18 protein-coding genes are annotated in these 16,358 nt (G+C 36.2%); all 18 read left to right on the plus strand.

What is annotated here, in order from left to right; genetic code table 11:
* The first annotated feature begins 1 nt into the window (after position 1).
* The 18 genes from ACZ41W_RS01880 (at position 2) to ACZ41W_RS01965 (ending at position 16,294) form a co-directional block, all read left to right on the plus strand.
* On the plus strand, positions 2–550 hold the full coding sequence (locus ACZ41W_RS01880) for a chromate transporter (protein WP_464313184.1): 549 nt from the start codon (positions 2–4) through the stop codon (positions 548–550).
* The gene (locus ACZ41W_RS01885; protein ID WP_464313185.1) at positions 547–1,098 is read left to right on the plus strand and encodes a chromate transporter; all 552 of its coding nucleotides are present in this window, start codon (positions 547–549) and stop codon (positions 1,096–1,098) included. The genes ACZ41W_RS01880 and ACZ41W_RS01885 overlap by 4 nt, the downstream gene beginning before the upstream one ends.
* A 60-nt stretch (positions 1,099–1,158) precedes the next feature.
* On the plus strand, positions 1,159–1,608 hold the full coding sequence (locus ACZ41W_RS01890) for an arginine repressor (RefSeq protein WP_464313186.1): 450 nt from the start codon (positions 1,159–1,161) through the stop codon (positions 1,606–1,608).
* A 54-nt stretch (positions 1,609–1,662) separates the two neighbouring features.
* A complete protein-coding gene (gene recN, locus ACZ41W_RS01895; RefSeq protein ID WP_464313187.1) occupies positions 1,663–3,339 on the plus strand; it encodes a DNA repair protein RecN in 1,677 nt (558 codons plus the stop codon).
* Positions 3,340–3,353: 14 nt separating this feature from the next.
* Positions 3,354–4,550, plus strand: a complete 1,197-nt coding sequence (locus tag ACZ41W_RS01900) for a GGDEF domain-containing protein (protein ID WP_464313188.1) — start codon at positions 3,354–3,356, stop codon at positions 4,548–4,550.
* A 65-nt stretch (positions 4,551–4,615) separates the two neighbouring features.
* The gene (gene xerD, locus ACZ41W_RS01905) at positions 4,616–5,506 is read left to right on the plus strand and encodes a site-specific tyrosine recombinase XerD (protein WP_464313189.1); all 891 of its coding nucleotides are present in this window, start codon (positions 4,616–4,618) and stop codon (positions 5,504–5,506) included.
* Positions 5,507–5,556: 50 nt separating this feature from the next.
* Positions 5,557–6,732: a phosphopentomutase gene (locus tag ACZ41W_RS01910; RefSeq protein WP_464313190.1), complete on the plus strand. Its 1,176-nt coding sequence runs from the start codon at positions 5,557–5,559 to the stop codon at positions 6,730–6,732.
* A 24-nt stretch (positions 6,733–6,756) separates the two neighbouring features.
* Positions 6,757–7,578, plus strand: a complete 822-nt coding sequence (locus tag ACZ41W_RS01915) for a purine-nucleoside phosphorylase (protein ID WP_464313191.1) — start codon at positions 6,757–6,759, stop codon at positions 7,576–7,578.
* A gap of 18 nt (positions 7,579–7,596) precedes the next feature.
* The gene (locus ACZ41W_RS01920; RefSeq protein WP_464313192.1) at positions 7,597–8,898 is read left to right on the plus strand and encodes a pyrimidine-nucleoside phosphorylase; all 1,302 of its coding nucleotides are present in this window, start codon (positions 7,597–7,599) and stop codon (positions 8,896–8,898) included.
* A gap of 164 nt (positions 8,899–9,062) precedes the next feature.
* On the plus strand, positions 9,063–10,508 hold the full coding sequence (locus ACZ41W_RS01925) for a tRNA nucleotidyltransferase/poly(A) polymerase family protein (RefSeq protein ID WP_464313193.1): 1,446 nt from the start codon (positions 9,063–9,065) through the stop codon (positions 10,506–10,508).
* Positions 10,492–11,298, plus strand: a complete 807-nt coding sequence (locus ACZ41W_RS01930; RefSeq protein ID WP_464313194.1) for a segregation and condensation protein A — start codon at positions 10,492–10,494, stop codon at positions 11,296–11,298. Before ACZ41W_RS01925 ends, ACZ41W_RS01930 begins: the two co-directional genes overlap by 17 nt.
* Before the next feature lie 54 nt (positions 11,299–11,352).
* Positions 11,353–12,078 (plus strand): SMC-Scp complex subunit ScpB, encoded by a 726-nt coding sequence (scpB, locus tag ACZ41W_RS01935; RefSeq protein ID WP_464313195.1) that lies wholly within the window; start codon positions 11,353–11,355, stop codon positions 12,076–12,078.
* Positions 12,065–12,538, plus strand: a complete 474-nt coding sequence (locus ACZ41W_RS01940; RefSeq protein ID WP_464313196.1) for a GNAT family N-acetyltransferase — start codon at positions 12,065–12,067, stop codon at positions 12,536–12,538. The genes scpB and ACZ41W_RS01940 overlap by 14 nt, the downstream gene beginning before the upstream one ends.
* Positions 12,539–12,681: 143 nt before the next feature.
* Positions 12,682–12,891, plus strand: coding sequence for a 4Fe-4S dicluster domain-containing protein (locus ACZ41W_RS01945; protein ID WP_464313197.1), 210 nt, complete (start codon positions 12,682–12,684; stop codon positions 12,889–12,891).
* Positions 12,891–14,024, plus strand: coding sequence for a 2-oxoacid:acceptor oxidoreductase subunit alpha (locus ACZ41W_RS01950; RefSeq protein ID WP_464313198.1), 1,134 nt, complete (start codon positions 12,891–12,893; stop codon positions 14,022–14,024). Before ACZ41W_RS01945 ends, ACZ41W_RS01950 begins: the two co-directional genes overlap by 1 nt.
* On the plus strand, positions 14,024–14,839 hold the full coding sequence (locus ACZ41W_RS01955; protein WP_464313199.1) for a 2-oxoacid:ferredoxin oxidoreductase subunit beta: 816 nt from the start codon (positions 14,024–14,026) through the stop codon (positions 14,837–14,839). The genes ACZ41W_RS01950 and ACZ41W_RS01955 overlap by 1 nt, the downstream gene beginning before the upstream one ends.
* Before the next feature lie 18 nt (positions 14,840–14,857).
* The gene (locus ACZ41W_RS01960; RefSeq protein ID WP_464313200.1) at positions 14,858–15,397 is read left to right on the plus strand and encodes a 2-oxoacid:acceptor oxidoreductase family protein; all 540 of its coding nucleotides are present in this window, start codon (positions 14,858–14,860) and stop codon (positions 15,395–15,397) included.
* A gap of 45 nt (positions 15,398–15,442) precedes the next feature.
* The gene (locus ACZ41W_RS01965) at positions 15,443–16,294 is read left to right on the plus strand and encodes a MurR/RpiR family transcriptional regulator (protein WP_464313201.1); all 852 of its coding nucleotides are present in this window, start codon (positions 15,443–15,445) and stop codon (positions 16,292–16,294) included.
* The last annotated feature ends 64 nt before the right edge of the window (positions 16,295–16,358 follow it).

Below are 16,358 nucleotides of genomic sequence, written 5' to 3' on the forward strand. Positions count from 1 at the left end.
AATGGAATCTTTTAAAAAACTCATTCATCTATTTGTCGCTTTCTTTAAAGTGGGCTTATTTACAATAGGTGGTGGGTATGCAATGCTGCCAATAATCGAACAAGAACTAGTTAAATCAACGAACATGCTTTCTATGGAAGAAGTCGTAGAGAATTACACATTGGCTCAAACGTTACCAGGTGTCATTGCATCTAATGCAGCTGCGCTAATAGGCTATAAATTGGGACGATTAAAAGGCGCGATTGCTGCAGTTTTAGGTGTCATTACACCTTCGATTATCATCATTATTTTCATCGCTGCAATCTTTAAAAAAATTGAGCATTTAGAAATTGTTCAAAGTGCTTTTAAAGGGATTCGAATTGTCGTACTCGCTTTACTCTTTGATTCGTTGACGCGACTTGTAAAAGTGGCTATTTTCGATAAAAAAACCCTTGTGATTGCCATTATTTCATTTGTATTGGTACTATTTAGTTTGGTCAATCCCATTTTTGTTATTTTTGGGGGTGCATTACTTGGCTCGTACATTTATAGAGAGCGGGTGAAATCATGATCCGCATGCTTATAGAGTTCTTTAAGATTGGTTTATTTACCTATGGTGGCGGACTTGCGATGATTCCGCTATTAAGAGACATCGCCGTAAATCATCACTGGTTGACAGATTTGCAATTTGCAGATTTAATCGCAATTTCACAATCAACGCCAGGTCCAATTGCCATTAATATGGCAACTTACATTGGATATCGTGAGTATGGTGTTTTAGGTTCTATTATGGCTTCGTTTGTTTTGATTTTACCTGCATTTTTAATGGCTGTCATATTATCGGAACTTTTAAACAAACATAAAAAAAATCCCTATGTTGTGGCAGCATTTGTTGGCCTAAAGGCTACAATCATCGGTCTGATTGCCACATCTATAGTACAAGTAGCACTCGTGTCGCTTTATGGAGAAAACATCGGCCAAATTCAAGCGTTTTGGAGGGGTGTTGATATCAAATCACTGTTTCTATTAGTAGGTTCGTATCTTTTGATTCGAAAAACCCAAAAACATCCAATTATTTACATTTTAGGTTTTGGAATATTAAGTATTTTCATCTGGTAACAAATAATGTTTTACATATTTTTAACAATAGGTTAAAATATTTCTATTGGGGGAATAATTATGAAATATTCTAGGCACTCAAAAATATTAGAAATCATCGAAAATAATGACATTGAAACTCAAGACGAATTGGCGTATGAGCTTAGAAATGCAGGTTTTCAGGTGACTCAAGCAACAGTTTCGCGAGATATTAAAGAAATGAGACTTATCAAAGTTCTTACAAAGGATGGTCGGTATAAGTATGCATCTATTCGCGAAAAAGAAGGCGTCGTAAATGATCGTTTTTTGAAAATATTTAGAAATTCTGTTACCGGACTGGATTTTGCCGGCAATATCATCGTTATCAAAACGCTTGTGGGATCGGCTAGTGCTGCAGCGGTATCGATTGATGCTCTTAACTTAAAACAAATTGTCGGATGTATTGCCGGAGATGATACGATTTTCTTGTTGGTAAAAGAAGAATCTGCCGTACAAGAACTCCTGAGACAATTTCGAGAGTTGTTAATTTAACCATAGCGGACATAAGCTTTCGTCATAGGTGAATAATCTTCCATCGGAGGTCATATGATATTTGAACTAAGCATAAAAGATTTTATACTAATCAAAGAAGTGAACATTCAATTTGATGAGGGATTTAATGTTTTAACGGGTGAAACAGGCGCTGGTAAATCCATGATTTTAGGTGCTGTGAATATGATTCTCGGGGGACAAGCGAATAAAGAAAGTGTCAGATTAGGCGCAGAAAAAGCATTTATTCGAGGAAGCTTTTTCACATCGGAGACCGTCAATGCGTGTTTGATGCGATACGATCTACCTGTTGATGCTGAAATTATTGTCATTTCACGTGAAATTCAGGCAAAGGGAAAAAGCTTTTCAAGAATTAACGGGCAGATAGTCACATTGGGTCAATTAAAGGAAATTACGGATTTACTCATTAGTATACATGGGCAAAACGAACATCAAAAATTGCTTGAGACAGACCATCAACTGCTATTGCTAGATGCATATGGTGGCGAACCTGTGAATCGCGTTAAAGAGCTGGTTAAAGAACGATTTCAAGCGATACAGAGCGTAAAAAAAGAACTGGCATCTCTACAAGAAAAAAGCGTTTCACGAAACAAACAGTTAGATTTTCTCACTTACCAGATTGATGAAATTGAGCGAATCAAACCAGTGATTGGAGAAGATACTGAGCTTGAAAAGTCTTTTGAGTATTTTTCACACTTAACTCAAATTAAAAATACATTGTCTAGTGTAACCGAATGGTTCTCTGGTGATTATGAAAGTGGATCTCTTTCTGTTGTTTCACATTTGAATACGCAGCTTAAGAAAATAGAAGGATTTGAGAATCGTCTCGATCAGTTATCAGAAAAAATGAAAGAGCTCTACTTTTTTATGGAAGATCTTTCAAAAGAGTCGCATCATTTATATGAAAAATTAGAGGCGGATCCAGAAAAATTAAACCAGTTGGAAGTTCGGCTAGATGAGATTAACACCTTAAAGTTAAAGTACGGTCAAAGCATTGAAGAGATTCTCCTTCAACTTGAGCGAATGAAAACTGAAAGAGATGAACTTGAACATATTGAAGCCTTACTGGCGCAGAAATCAAATGAGTTTGAGTTAAAGCAAAAATCCTACCTTGAATCTGCCGAAGAGTTGACAGATTTAAGACATCATGCGGCTGAGTCATTTGAAAAAGTATTACAACAAGAACTAACAGAACTCAATATGAGAACGGCTCAGTTTAAAGTGTCGATTGAGCCTGCACAGCATTGGTTTGTAACGGGTAAAGATGCAGTTGAATTTGTGATTTCTACAAATGTTGGGCAACCTTTTAAACCACTTAAAAAGGTGGTTTCTGGCGGTGAATTATCCAGAATCATGTTGGGTGTCAAGGTGGTCTTAGGGCAATTAGATGAAGTGCCGACACTTGTATTTGATGAAGTAGATGCTGGAATTAGTGGTGTTACAGCGAATATTGTGGGAGAAAAACTCAAGCGGTTGTCAGAAAACTGTCAAATACTTTGTATCACACATCTACCGCAGATTGCTGTATTTGCAGACCATCACTTTTTAATTGAAAAGACCGAAATGGATGATAGCACTCAGACTGAAATATTTAAGCTAAAGGATGTTGACATCGAAAGGGAAATTAGCCGCTTAGTGGGCGGCGTAACTATGACAGATTCCACGATTCAACACGCAAGAGAGATGTTAAAAGAAGCAAAGAATATGAAATAATATAGGATAATGTTATGGATTTACTTTTGAGATTTTTATTTAGCCTTGTGAGTGCCTCTTTAGATTGTTTGATTTTGATGAGGCTGATTCCTAAATTGAAAAAAGAAAATAGAAATAAGCACTTTGTATTGGTGGGAATTATCAGCATTTATATGACGCTGTATAATATCACCAGTATTTGGCATACGCTTTTATTCTATTTGGTCATCATTTTATACTTGAAAGTCGTCTATAATATCAGTTCGTTTGTAGCGTCGATGTCAACGGTGTTTATGTATATCATCACACTTCTTGCCTCGATGATTTCAGCAAATATCAGTGTTATTTTACTGAGTTCAAAAATTGATTATCGAGCAATATTTGCCTCTGGTAATTTTAATGCGAATTTAGTGTACTTTTTCATGATCTTTGCATTACTTAAGTATTATCAATTTATCGTTAAACTTTTCAAAAAGACAGCAGGTTCTTCCGCAAAAGTAGATATGGTGATGGTGCTTGCGAATATTATACTGTTCACGCTGGTGATCTCGTATCAAAGATTGACCTTTTCAAATATGATTGAGTTTTCTAGTCAGGGATTACTTCGTTCATTGGGAACGGGAGCAAATGCCTATACGAGTTACTTTCTATTAACGTATTCGTTTATATCGCTGATGTCTTTAGTCCTTATTATTTTGATCAATCGCATCTTTATTGTCGATAAGAGTCTAGAGCGTTATAAAATAAAAGCAGAAACGGATGTCATGACGGGGGTTCTCAGCCGAGAGGCGGGTCTAACACATTTAAAATCTGAAATGTCACGCGCGGTTGCATACAAAACTGATTTAACGATTGCGTATGTAGATGTCAATGATCTTAAGTTGGTCAATGACCGTTGGGGGCATAAGGAAGGCGATAAACTGATCAAGGGGATTTCAGATATTATTCAGTCAACACTCCGTGAATTCGATATCGTTGCACGACTCGGTGGAGATGAATTTTTAATCGTTTTTACGCGATGCAATAAAGCACAAGCCCAACGCGTTTGGAGAAGAATAACAGATGAATTTTTAAGGGTGAACATGGAAGGTCACTATCAATTCAAAATAAGTGCAAGTGCTGGAATCACACAATTTAACTCTTTGAAACATACAAATTTAATGAGTTTTGTTCATGAAGCGGACGGGGAAATGTATCTTCAGAAAAAGTCAATTAAAGCTGCAAGATTGTAGTGTTTATACAAAAGATGATAAATTAGCTTTCAAAAAATTGCATTTTCGATAAAATAGGGGTATATATGGATAAAATGAATGGGTATATAAACGAATACGAGACATTCTTAAGAGAGCATAAGAAATTAAGTGACAATACGTTACAATCTTATAAACGTGATTTAAAATACTTTGGACTTTATTTGGAGTCGATTGGGATTTTAAATTTTTTGGATGTTTCACATGTCGATATCATGACGTATATCATTCATTTAAAGAAGAGCGGTAAAGCAAATGCTTCTATTTCAAGAAGTATTGCATCAATTCGTACGTACTATTCTTATTTACAACAAAATGGTTATGTAAAAATGAACCCTTCCATTGAAGTTGAAACGCCAAAAACTGAGCGGAAAATGCCTCGTATTTTGACATTAAATGAAGTGGAGAGTTTGCTAGCAAAACCTGATTTAAGAACTGCAATAGGCAAACGGGATAAAGCTATGATTGAGCTACTCTATGCCACTGGAATTCGCGTCTCTGAACTGGTATCTCTAACGTTATCTGATGTCAATACAACGATGGGCTATATAAAATGCAAGAGTAGTCACAAAAATAGAGTGATTCCTCTAGGGACTATGGCTTCAAAAGCAATTGACAGTTATTTAAAAGACGGTAGAAACTACCTTGTAAATAGTGACGAAGAAGCTTTATTTGTAAATTATTATGGAAAACAATTGACACGTCAAGGTTTCTGGAAGGTTATGAAGCGTTATTCGGAAGAAATTGGTATTGAAAAATCCATTACGCCACATACACTTAGACATTCATTTGCATTTCATTTAGTTCAAAATGGAGCGGATATAAAAGCTGTTCAAGAGATGATGGGACATTCTGATGTCGCATCTACCCAAATCTATCTTGACATGTCGAATTCCAAGCTGAGAGATATCTATGAAAAGACACATCCTAGAGCCTAATTAGGCTCTAATTTTTTTTAATGAATTCAATATGATTTTAGGAGGTTGTTATGGTAAACAGAGTGATTTTATTCGTACTCGATAGTGTTGGCATTGGCGCATTACCAGATTCAGAAAAATTTGGTGATATTGGCGTAAATACTCTAGGAAATATTGCGAAATCTACAACAAATTTTAAAATTCCAAATTTAGTAAAACTTGGATTGGGTCACATCGATGGCATTGATTACATTGAAAAAGCAGAAAATCCAATTGGTGCTTTTGGTCGTTCTCTTGAGGCATCAAATGGAAAAGATACGACAACTGGTCACTGGGAAATTGCAGGACTATATATTGAACAGCCATTTAAAACCTATCCGGATGGATTCCCAAAACACATCATTGATGAATTTGAAGCGAAAACAGGAAGAAAAGTACTCTGTAATAAGCCAGCATCTGGAACGGTTGTTTTAGATGAACTTGGAGAAGAACATGTCAAAACAGGCAATCCAATTGTCTATACATCCGCTGATAGTGTGTTCCAAATAGCAGCTCATGAAGATGTGATTCCTCTTGATGAACTTTACAGAATGTGTCAAATTGCAAGAGACATGCTCATGGGAGAAGATCAAGTAGCGAGGGTTATTGCAAGACCGTTCAAAGGCGAAGTTGGCAATTTCCAAAGAACTTCAAACAGAAGAGATTATAGTATTAAACCTTATGATAAAACAGTCTTAGATTATGCGAAAGAAGCTGGACTTAAAGTTAAAGCAGTTGGCAAAATCGTTGACATCTATGATGGCGAAGGCATTACAGACGACGTTCATACTAAAGACAATATGGATGGCGTGGATCAAACGATTCATTATTTACAAGAGGACTTCAAAGGCATTTTATTTACAAATTTAGTGGATTTTGATGCGAAATTTGGACATAGACGCGATGTCGATGGTTATAGACAAGCAATTGAAGAAGTCGATGCGAGATTACCAGAAATTATGGCGGCGATGAAACCAACAGATATGCTCGTATTGTTGGCCGATCATGGAAACGACCCTGCTTATATAGGTTCTGACCATACGCGTGAGTACATTCCAATTGTAATTTATGGAGAAGGTGTAAAACCAGGCGTGAATATTGGTACGAGAAAAACATTTGCTGATATTGCGGCGACAGTTTCGGATATCTTAGAAATTCCGTCTACACCATATGGAACTAGCTTTAAAGGTGAGATTTTAAATAAATAATGAATGAGAATGCGTGGAGGATGTATGACAAATTTAATGAGTAAAATCAACGAAGCAAAGCAATTTATTGAGTCAAAATTGGATGTAGTACCACAAATCGGTTTGATCCTTGGATCTGGATTAGGTGTTTTAGCAGATGAAATCGAAAACGCTGTTAAAATCAAATATAGTGATATTCCACATTTCCCAATTTCAACAGTTGAAGGGCATGAAGGTCAATTTGTTGTTGGATCACTTCAAGGTAAAACAGTGATTGCAATGCAAGGGCGTTTTCACTATTACGAAGGGTATTCAATGCAAGAAATCACATTCCCAGTAAGAGTTTTAAAAGCAATTGGTGTGGAACATATTATTTTAACGAATGCTGCTGGTGGTGTAAATGAGTCATTTACAGGTGGTACATTAATGCTCATCACAGATCATATCAATATTATGGGAGTAAGCCCATTGATTGGTAAAAACGAAGAAGAATTAGGACCTAGATTCCCAGATGCTTCTAGCATTTATTGTCCTGAATTTAATACACAAATTTTAAGCGAAGCAAATCAAATGAATATTGATTTAAAACAAGGCGTTTATTTCTATTTCACAGGTCCTTCATATGAAACACCTGCTGAAATCAGATTGGTTAAAACCCTTGGTGGCGATGCTGTCGGTATGTCAACTGCTCCTGAAGCATTAGTTGCAGCTCACATGGGCATGAAAGTAACGGGTATTTCATGTATTACAAATATGGCTGCAGGTATTCAAAAAACGGCTTTAAATCATCAAGAAGTTGTTGAAACTGCAAATCGAGTTCAAAGTACTTTTATCAAATTAGTAAACAGAATTATCGAAATTGCATAAGCATATTAGGAGGATTTCATGCGTATAGTTGACTTAATCAATAAAAAGAAACACGGAGAAAGCTTAACAAAAGAAGAGATTGACTTTTTTATTGAAGGATATACAAAAGGAGAATTGCCAGATTATCAAGTATCTGCATTATTGATGGCAATCTACTTTAAAGGAATGGAAGCAAGAGAAATCGCAGATTTGACCAATGCAATGGTACATTCTGGAGATACTGTTGATTTAAGCCGAATCGAAGGCATTAAAGTGGACAAGCATTCAACAGGTGGTGTAGGTGATAAAATCAGTTTAATCGTCATTCCATTAGTAGCTTCTGTTGGCGTTCCTGTTGCAAAGATGTCTGGTAGAGGTCTTGGTCATACGGGTGGAACTATTGACAAACTCGAATCGATTGAAGGCTTTAAAGTTGAATTATCAAATGATGATTTCATCGAAAATGTCAATAAATACAAAATGGCAATTGTTGGTCAATCGGGTAATTTAACACCAGCAGATAAAAAATTATACGCATTGAGAGATGTTACTGGAACAATTGATAGCATTCCACTCATTGCAAGTTCTATCATGAGTAAAAAAATAGCAGCTGGTACGGATGCCATCGTTTTAGATGTTAAAGTGGGCTCTGGCGCATTTATGAAATCACTTGACGATGCACGCGAACTTGCGAAAACAATGGTTGAAATCGGTAATTCACTCAACAGACGCACTGTTGCGGTTATTACAAATATGGATCAACCTTTAGGTCATGAAGTAGGGAATGCAAATGAAATTAGAGAAGCCATTGAAGTTTTAAGTGGCCACGGCGCTGAAGATGAAACAGAAGTTGCATTGACGATTTCTTCTTATATGGCAGTTTTAGGCGGTGCATTTAAGACGATTGAAGAAGCACGTGCACATTTCGAAAAAATGATTGCTTCTGGTGAAGCGATTGAAATTCTTAAAAAGTTTGTTGAGATTCAAGGCGGAAATCCTGATGTTATTGCACATCCAGAGAAGTTGCCACAAGCTCAATACCACATTGAAGTTAAATCTGATATGGAAGGTTACATTTCGGGATTTGATTCTGAAAAAGTGGGAATTTCTGCGATGATGCTTGGTGCAGGAAGACGAAAGAAAGAAGACAGCATTGATTACTCAGCAGGTATTACCCTCAAGAAAAAATTGGGAGATCATGTCAATATGGGTGACGTATTGTGTGTACTCCATACAAACTTAGAAAAAACAGATGATGCAGAAAAAGTCGTGAGATCGGCATTCTTTGTAGGTGCTAAGCAACCTGAAGAAGTTAAATATATTTATGAGATTATTGAATAATCCCAATCCCCTATAATTTAAGAGCTATCTCGGTTAATAGAATGAAACATTTCTGGACTGAGATAGCTTTTTTACATACGAAGTGCATTCAAACTGGCAAATGTTGTAATCTGCAATGTCAAAAGGTATAATAGAAAGGAAAATGAACAGGAGACGGATCGGGTATGGATAAAACGCGTGTTATGAGCGTATTAAATAAATTAATAGAAGCTCAATCTGCTCTTTCAATTCAACTTTATTTTGTGGGCGGATGTGTCAGAAATTATTTTTGGAATCAGCTTAGTTTTGATTTTGATTTGTCTCTCGACGGCGATTTAGATGAGCTGTTTACATACTGCCTAGAACATATACCTGAATTTTCGTTCAAGCGTTCGTCGTTAGGATCTTTAAAGCTTGATCTGGGGGAGTATTCAATAGATATCGTCCCATTTAGACGAGAACTGTATCAATCGAATAATGGACTTCCTAGCGTGACAAAAGGAGATCTTCAATCCGATTTGATGCGTCGAGATTTTACTGTTAATACTGGGTATGCGACTTTAACCGAGCAGACGGTTATCGCGATGTTTGATGTCACTCATCGAGATTCTTTACAGCTTTTTGCACACCATGCCCTTTTTTATGAAGATTTAAAGGCTAGAAGATTGCGCGTGCTGCACGAACAGTCATTTAGTGATGATGCATCGAGAATTTTGCGGGGAATTTATTATTCTGTGACGCATGAGATGCATTTTGAAGAAAATACAGATAAGTATATGAATTTGGCTATTCAAAATGGAAGTTTAGGTAGATATTCAGAAGTCAGATTTAAACACTTGTTTCTTCAATATGTTTATAGTGACAATGGATGGGAGTTTCTTAGACTGTTTAGAGAACGATTGACAGAAGCGGACAATTTGATAAAAGAAGAGGGATTCACTCTGTTTGAAACGTCCAACTTGTTACCAAGAGCGTTGCGAATGACTGAACAATCAGAATCGATATTAGAGGATCTAAAACATACTGCACAGAAATTAGAATCATTAGTTATATTAGAAACATTAGATATATTCGATACATTAGATATACGATTAATGGCAATCTTGCTCCTCTACGAAGAATCATTGGAGTTATGGACGACGGATTTGGGCACTGAGAAGGGGAAAGAACTTGCACATTATGCAAGAAGGATGATTTTTTTACAAAACCAATTGAATCATCTTTTCGAAAATTCACGTGATTATGGCGTTTATCCAGATAAATCTAACTTTCAAGATTCGAAGTTGGCATGTGCCTGCAATCGAAATGGTGGTGAAGACGCCCAGCTAAACGACTGGATCCTCTATAGCACAATTGGCGAACTCGATGATGTCGAACGATTGCTCATCCAATATATGAATGGATTTACCGAAAAAACTAAAAAATTGATAGAAAATTATCATAAAAATCAAATATATAGAACGCTTCACATCACAGGAAAAGATTTGTTGTCACTGGGAATTGCGGAAGGCAGGATCATAGGTGAGTTATTGAAACGTTTGTTACAACATAAGATAAATCATCAATTAATCTGGGAAAAAGAAGACGAAATAAAATGGATTGAGAGTGTTAAAGATGAGTATAGAGATTAAACTAGAAGCATTTGAAGGACCTTTAGATTTACTATTGCATCTGATTTCAAAAGATGAAGTGGATATTTATGATATTCCAATTGTCAGTATTACACATCAATACCTTGAAATTATCAAAGATATTGATCAAATGGATATGGATTTTGCCACAGAGTTCATCTTGATGGCTGCGACGCTTTTAGAGATCAAGTCTAAAATGTTGTTACCTGAAAAACAAGAAATGGATCAGTTCGATTATGTGGTTGACGACCCAAGACAAGAACTGGTTAAGCGCCTTGTGGAATACAAAAAGTTCAAAGATATGGCCAATTTGCTGAGAGAAAAAGAGGGAATACTAGACGAAGTCATTTTTAGAGAACAGGATGATTTGAGTGTTTATGTGCGAAATGTTCCAACGGAAATACTCAATCAGTCAATGGATCAAAGCCTATTGATTGAGGCGATGAAGCGTCTTGTTCAAAAAATGAATCGATTTGATGAAGCCAGACAAAAGTATTTTAAAGGCATTAAGAGAGATCTATTTACAGTTGAAGATAAAATTTCTCGCGTGAGAGGTCGACTAGAGTTTGAAGATTCTTTTGAATTTAATATGCTCTTTGATGAATATATTACAAAAGAAGAAGTTGTCGTGACTTTCTTAGCGCTTTTAGAGCTATTAAAGTTAAAGGAGATCAATATCACTCAAGAAGCTTTATTTGGTGAAATATATATTCAAAAAAGACATTATGTAGAGCCTGAAGTAGAGCCTGAAGAAGAATCTGAAGTAGAATTTGAAGAAGAACTTTTATGATGGTGAAATTTAAAACAATCAAAATACAGACCACTGAGAAAAGGGGAATTACAAATGAATGAACACATGAGCCAAGTTGACGAGACTCGTGCTAAACATAAATCAATTATTGAATCCTTGTTATTTGCATGGGCAGAGCCACTTAGTCTTTATAAAATTGCCAAAATACTCAATCTCAAGCCCAATATTGTAGAAGAAATGATCGAAGAAATGCATCATGATTATCGACAAAACCATCGAGGGATTCAGATCATTGAAGCAAATAAACACTATCAATTAAGCACATTGAAGGACAATTATATCTATGTGGAACAATTGTGTGCAACTGCAAAAAGTAAAGGTCTTTCAAATTCGGCTTTAGAAGTTCTAGCGGTCATTGCTTATAAACAACCAATCACTAAACTGGATATTGAGCAAATCAGAGGCGTCAGCTCAGAAGGCCCGTTACAAAGTTTAATAGATAGAGAACTCGTTGAAGTCAAAGGAAAACTCGAGAAGATTGGGCGACCGCAAATATATGGAACAACCGACGTATTTTTAAAAAGTTTTGGATTTAAATCCATTGAGGAACTCCCGCAAATAGATGAATTTTCAACCATCATGATGTCAAAATTATCTGCTCAGGAAGAAGAATCTGTGCAAGAAGAATCAGAGGCACAAGAATCAGAGACACAAGAATCAGAGACACAAGAATCAGAGACACAAGAATCAGAGACACAAGAATCAGAGACACAAGAATCAGAGACACAAGAATCGGAGGCACAAAATGATTCATTTTAGACCATACAATCAACAAAAAGATGTGCCAATGATGAACATATTGACAGAATTAGGGATAGAGAATTTTGTCAATTTAAATGAAGAAACAAAGTGTTTTTTAGTTGAGGATGGTGGACAAATCATTGGCGCGTGTGTGTATGATTGGCTTGAACCACATATAGCCTGTATTCAAGCGATTTATTTAAATGAATCTGAACGCAAGTACAAGTTAGGGGATGGGCTGTTTCGTGCAACACTTAACAGCATTGAACTAAATGGTGGAAGTCATGTGATATGTTGTGGATGTGAAAATGAAATTGCATTTTACCTTCATGAAGGGTTAGATCTGATATCAAAGAGATCCACTCGAGTATCAGAGGGCATTTGGGATAAGGGAATTTGTTCTAAACAGGATCAATTTGCCTTTTTAGAATCTATTCAAGCCTTTTTTAGCAAACCATGCAAAGGACATAAAGCGTAATTGTATACAGTGATACTAAAAGTCAATCATACAGTTTGAATGAAAAATTGCAAAAAATCACATTTTGTTCAAAAAATGAAATAATACTTGCAAAATAGTGTCGCTATGTTATGATTGATATGAGAGTAAAAGGAGGATTTTCAATGGCTGATCAGAAGGAAAATTTAACAATTCATATTAATGAAGCATGGTGTAAAGGTTGCGGTATTTGTATCGCATTTTGTCCTAAAAAAGTTCTTGGTTTCAATGAAAATGGTAAAGTTTCAATGTTAGACAGAGAGAATTGTATCAAATGTGGCATGTGCCAAATGAGATGCCCAGATTTTGCAATTTTTTTAGGAGGTAAGGAATAATGGCGAGAAAAGTTAAATTTCTTCAAGGCAATGAAGCGATAGTTGAAGGCGCTTTAATGGCAGGGATGACATTCTATTCGGGTTATCCAATAACTCCATCAACAGAAATTGCGGAATTATCTGCAGAAAAGCTCCCACGTATTGGTGGTAAATTTATTCAAATGGAAGATGAAATCGCTGGTATTGCAGCGGCAATTGGTGCTTCGTTAACGGGTGCAAAATCCATGACGGCAACTTCTGGTCCGGGATTTTCACTAAAACAAGAAAATATAGGCTATGCAGCTTTAACTGAAATTCCGCTCGTTATTGTTAATGTACAACGTGGTGGTCCAAGTACAGGACTTCCAACAGCGCCTGGACAAGGGGATTTGATGCAAGCTATGTGGGGAACACATGGGGATCATCCAGTGATTTGCTTAACTCCAGATTCTGTAAAAGAGACATTTGATTTAACGATTCGTGCATTTAATTTAGCTGAAAAATATAGAACACCTGTCATTTTGTTAACCGATGAAATTACAGGCCATATGAGAGAAAAAATCGAGATTCCAGATGCATCTGAAATCGAAGTGATTGATAGAGTTAAACCACAAGTAGGTGAAACATACAAAGCCTACAAAGTGTGTGAAGGGGATATCGTACCTAAAATGGCTGATTTTGGTTCTGGTTTTAGATACCATGTAACTGGACTGATGCATGACGAAACAGGTTTCCCTAGCAATAGCACAAAAAATGCAGGCGTTTTGATGGATCGTTTAATGGCGAAAGTAGAAGATCATAAAGATGACATTATCGATTTTGAAGAACTTGAAGTAGAAGATGCGGAGTATTTAATTGTGTCTTACGGCGGAACTGCTAGAACGGCAAAAGCGGCAATTAAAACACTTAGAGCTGAAGGTATAAAAGTAGGTTTGTTTAGACCGATAACTGTTTGGCCATTTCCTGAAGAGAGAATGTTGGAATTAAGTAAAAAAGTGAAAGACATTATAGTGGCTGAATTAAACTATGGACAAATGAAACTCGAAGTTGAACGCGTGACAAAAGGCAATTGCCCAATTAGATTTTGTGGTAAAGCTAATGGTGAAGTGTTAACGCCTGAGGAATTGATCCAAAAATTTAAGGAGGTATTATAATGAATCATCCTTTAGTTGAATCGGCATTTAGAATGGAAAAATTTCCACATATTTGGTGTCCAGGCTGCGGTCATGGAATCATCATGGCTTCCATTGCACGCGCAATTGAAAAATGTGGATTAGATAAAGATAAAGTATGTATCGTATCGGGAATTGGTTGTTCTTCTAGAGCACCAGGGTATATGGATTATAATACGCTTCATACGACACACGGTAGAGCACTTGCATTTGCTACGGGTGTAAAATTAGCAAACCCTGAACTTGAAGTAATTGTAATTGCAGGAGACGGCGATTTATCAGCCATTGGAGGAAATCATTTAATTCACTCAGCTAGAAGAAATATCGGCATTACCACTATTTGTTTTAATAACAATATTTATGGTATGACTGGTGGACAATATTCTCCAACGACGCCTACAGCTGAAAAAGGAACAACGGCACCGTATGGTAACATTGATAAACCTTTTGATATCACACAACTCGCAATTGGAGCAGGTGCGACGTATGCAGCAAAAACAACTGTTTTCCATGTACAACAAATGGATAAACTGATCGAATCTGCAATTCGCCATAAAGGATTCTCGCTAGTTGAAGCGATTTCAATTTGCCCAACTTATTATGGTCGAAAAAATAAAAAAGGCACAGTTGTCGACATGATGAACTGGCTTAAAGATAGTTTTGTCGATATTAAAGTAGCTGAAAAGTTACCAGAAGACAAAAAAGCAGGTAAATACCTCATGGGAGAATTTTATAATATTTCTGCTCCTGAATACACTGAAGAATACGACAAAATCATCGAGCGTTTAAAAAAATAGACCGGAGGCGTATGTGATATGAGTAAACAATTAGAGTTGAGATTATCCGGTTCAGGTGGACAAGGTTTGATCACGGCCGGAATTATTTTAGCAGAAGCAGCAATTAAAGATAACAAGAATGCCATTCAAACGCAAAGTTATGGTCCAGAAGCGCGCGGGGGTGCAAGTAAAGCAGAAGTCATCATAAGTGAAGCTGCAATTGATTTCCCAAAAGTAACGATGCCAAATATGACAGTTGCGTTGACTCAAATTGCAAGTGATAAATATATTTCGGATATTTCAGAAGACGGTACTGTAATTATTGATGAATCGATCGTATTGCCTGAAGGCATGAAAGCGCAACACATTTATCGTGTACCGATCATCAAAACTGCCATCAATGAAGTGGGTAAAGAAATCGTTGCAAATATTGTTCTTTTAGGCTTAATTGTTGGTTTAACTGAGATTGTAACAAGAGAAAGCCTTGAAGCCGCTATTATGTTGAGAATTCCTAAGGGAACCGAAGATTTAAATCGATTAGCGCTAGAAAAAGGGTATGAACTTGCAAAAAAATTATAATAGTTGTATGATTTAAACTGATGATTAATTTTTTGGAGTGATTAAATGGGTAGCACGGATTTATTAAGTAGAATCAGACAACAATATTTGTTTTTAAGCAAAAGCCATAAAAGAATAGCAGATTATATATTATCAAATTATGACAAGGTTGCCTTTATGACAGCTTCCACTCTAGGGAAAAATGTCAATATTAGCGAGTCAACCGTTGTGCGTTTTGCGGGTTCTATTGGATACGAGGGCTATCCTGAATTACAAAAAGAACTTCAAGAAACCATCAAGACAAAATTAACGACAGTTCAGCGATTTGAAATGTCAAAAGATCATTCTGAAACGGAATACTTAACGAAGATTATGTTGAGTGATATCGATAGTATTCGCCAATCAATTGATCAGATGGATATGATGATTCTTGAGCAGTTTATCAACGAAATAATCAAGGCAAAAAAAGTATATATTTTAGGTTTGAGAAGTTCGTCTGTCCTTGCAAATTATTTAGGGTTCTATTTAAACTTTATTTTACCAGATATTCACATCATTCAAGAGACTGCTCAAGATGTCTATGATCAGCTTTTAAACCTCTCAGATCAGGATGCGATGATTGTTCTGTCTTTCCCGAGATATTCAAAAAGGACGTATGATTGCGTTGATTATGCGATTAAAAATCATACGACAATATTGGGGATTACCGATGGTCTTAATTCGCCTCTTTTTGAAAAGGCTAAATTTTGCTTAACAGCTAAATACAGCATGAACACATTTATTGATAGCTTCGTCGCACCGATGAGTTTGATCAATGCCATCATTGTAGGTGTGAGTCATAAAAAAGAAGGCGTAGAAAAGAATCTAGAGAAACTCGAAAAAATTTGGGATGAATACGGGATTTACGGAATAAAATAAAGTTTTCTTGTTTGATTAAAGCATAAAATTAAGTTATAATTGAGATGACACCACCGATAAGGTG

The sequence above is a fragment of the Fusibacter fontis genome, assembly GCF_055378735.1.

Coding starts and splice junctions, on each gene's coding strand:
- ACZ41W_RS01955 (WP_464313199.1), top strand. CDS start 14,024: ATGAATCATCCTTTAGTTGAATCGGCATTTAGAATGGAAAAATTTCCA.
- ACZ41W_RS01940 (WP_464313196.1), top strand. CDS start 12,065: ATGATTCATTTTAGACCATACAATCAACAAAAAGATGTGCCAATGATG.
- scpB (WP_464313195.1), top strand. CDS start 11,353: ATGAATGAACACATGAGCCAAGTTGACGAGACTCGTGCTAAACATAAA.
- ACZ41W_RS01965 (WP_464313201.1), top strand. CDS start 15,443: ATGGGTAGCACGGATTTATTAAGTAGAATCAGACAACAATATTTGTTT.
- ACZ41W_RS01945 (WP_464313197.1), top strand. CDS start 12,682: ATGGCTGATCAGAAGGAAAATTTAACAATTCATATTAATGAAGCATGG.
- ACZ41W_RS01900 (WP_464313188.1), top strand. CDS start 3,354: ATGGATTTACTTTTGAGATTTTTATTTAGCCTTGTGAGTGCCTCTTTA.
- recN (WP_464313187.1), top strand. CDS start 1,663: ATGATATTTGAACTAAGCATAAAAGATTTTATACTAATCAAAGAAGTG.
- ACZ41W_RS01880 (WP_464313184.1), top strand. CDS start 2: ATGGAATCTTTTAAAAAACTCATTCATCTATTTGTCGCTTTCTTTAAA.
- ACZ41W_RS01925 (WP_464313193.1), top strand. CDS start 9,063: ATGGATAAAACGCGTGTTATGAGCGTATTAAATAAATTAATAGAAGCT.
- ACZ41W_RS01910 (WP_464313190.1), top strand. CDS start 5,557: ATGGTAAACAGAGTGATTTTATTCGTACTCGATAGTGTTGGCATTGGC.
- xerD (WP_464313189.1), top strand. CDS start 4,616: ATGGATAAAATGAATGGGTATATAAACGAATACGAGACATTCTTAAGA.
- ACZ41W_RS01960 (WP_464313200.1), top strand. CDS start 14,858: ATGAGTAAACAATTAGAGTTGAGATTATCCGGTTCAGGTGGACAAGGT.
- ACZ41W_RS01915 (WP_464313191.1), top strand. CDS start 6,757: ATGACAAATTTAATGAGTAAAATCAACGAAGCAAAGCAATTTATTGAG.
- ACZ41W_RS01920 (WP_464313192.1), top strand. CDS start 7,597: ATGCGTATAGTTGACTTAATCAATAAAAAGAAACACGGAGAAAGCTTA.
- ACZ41W_RS01950 (WP_464313198.1), top strand. CDS start 12,891: ATGGCGAGAAAAGTTAAATTTCTTCAAGGCAATGAAGCGATAGTTGAA.
- ACZ41W_RS01885 (WP_464313185.1), top strand. CDS start 547: ATGATCCGCATGCTTATAGAGTTCTTTAAGATTGGTTTATTTACCTAT.
- ACZ41W_RS01890 (WP_464313186.1), top strand. CDS start 1,159: ATGAAATATTCTAGGCACTCAAAAATATTAGAAATCATCGAAAATAAT.
- ACZ41W_RS01930 (WP_464313194.1), top strand. CDS start 10,492: ATGAGTATAGAGATTAAACTAGAAGCATTTGAAGGACCTTTAGATTTA.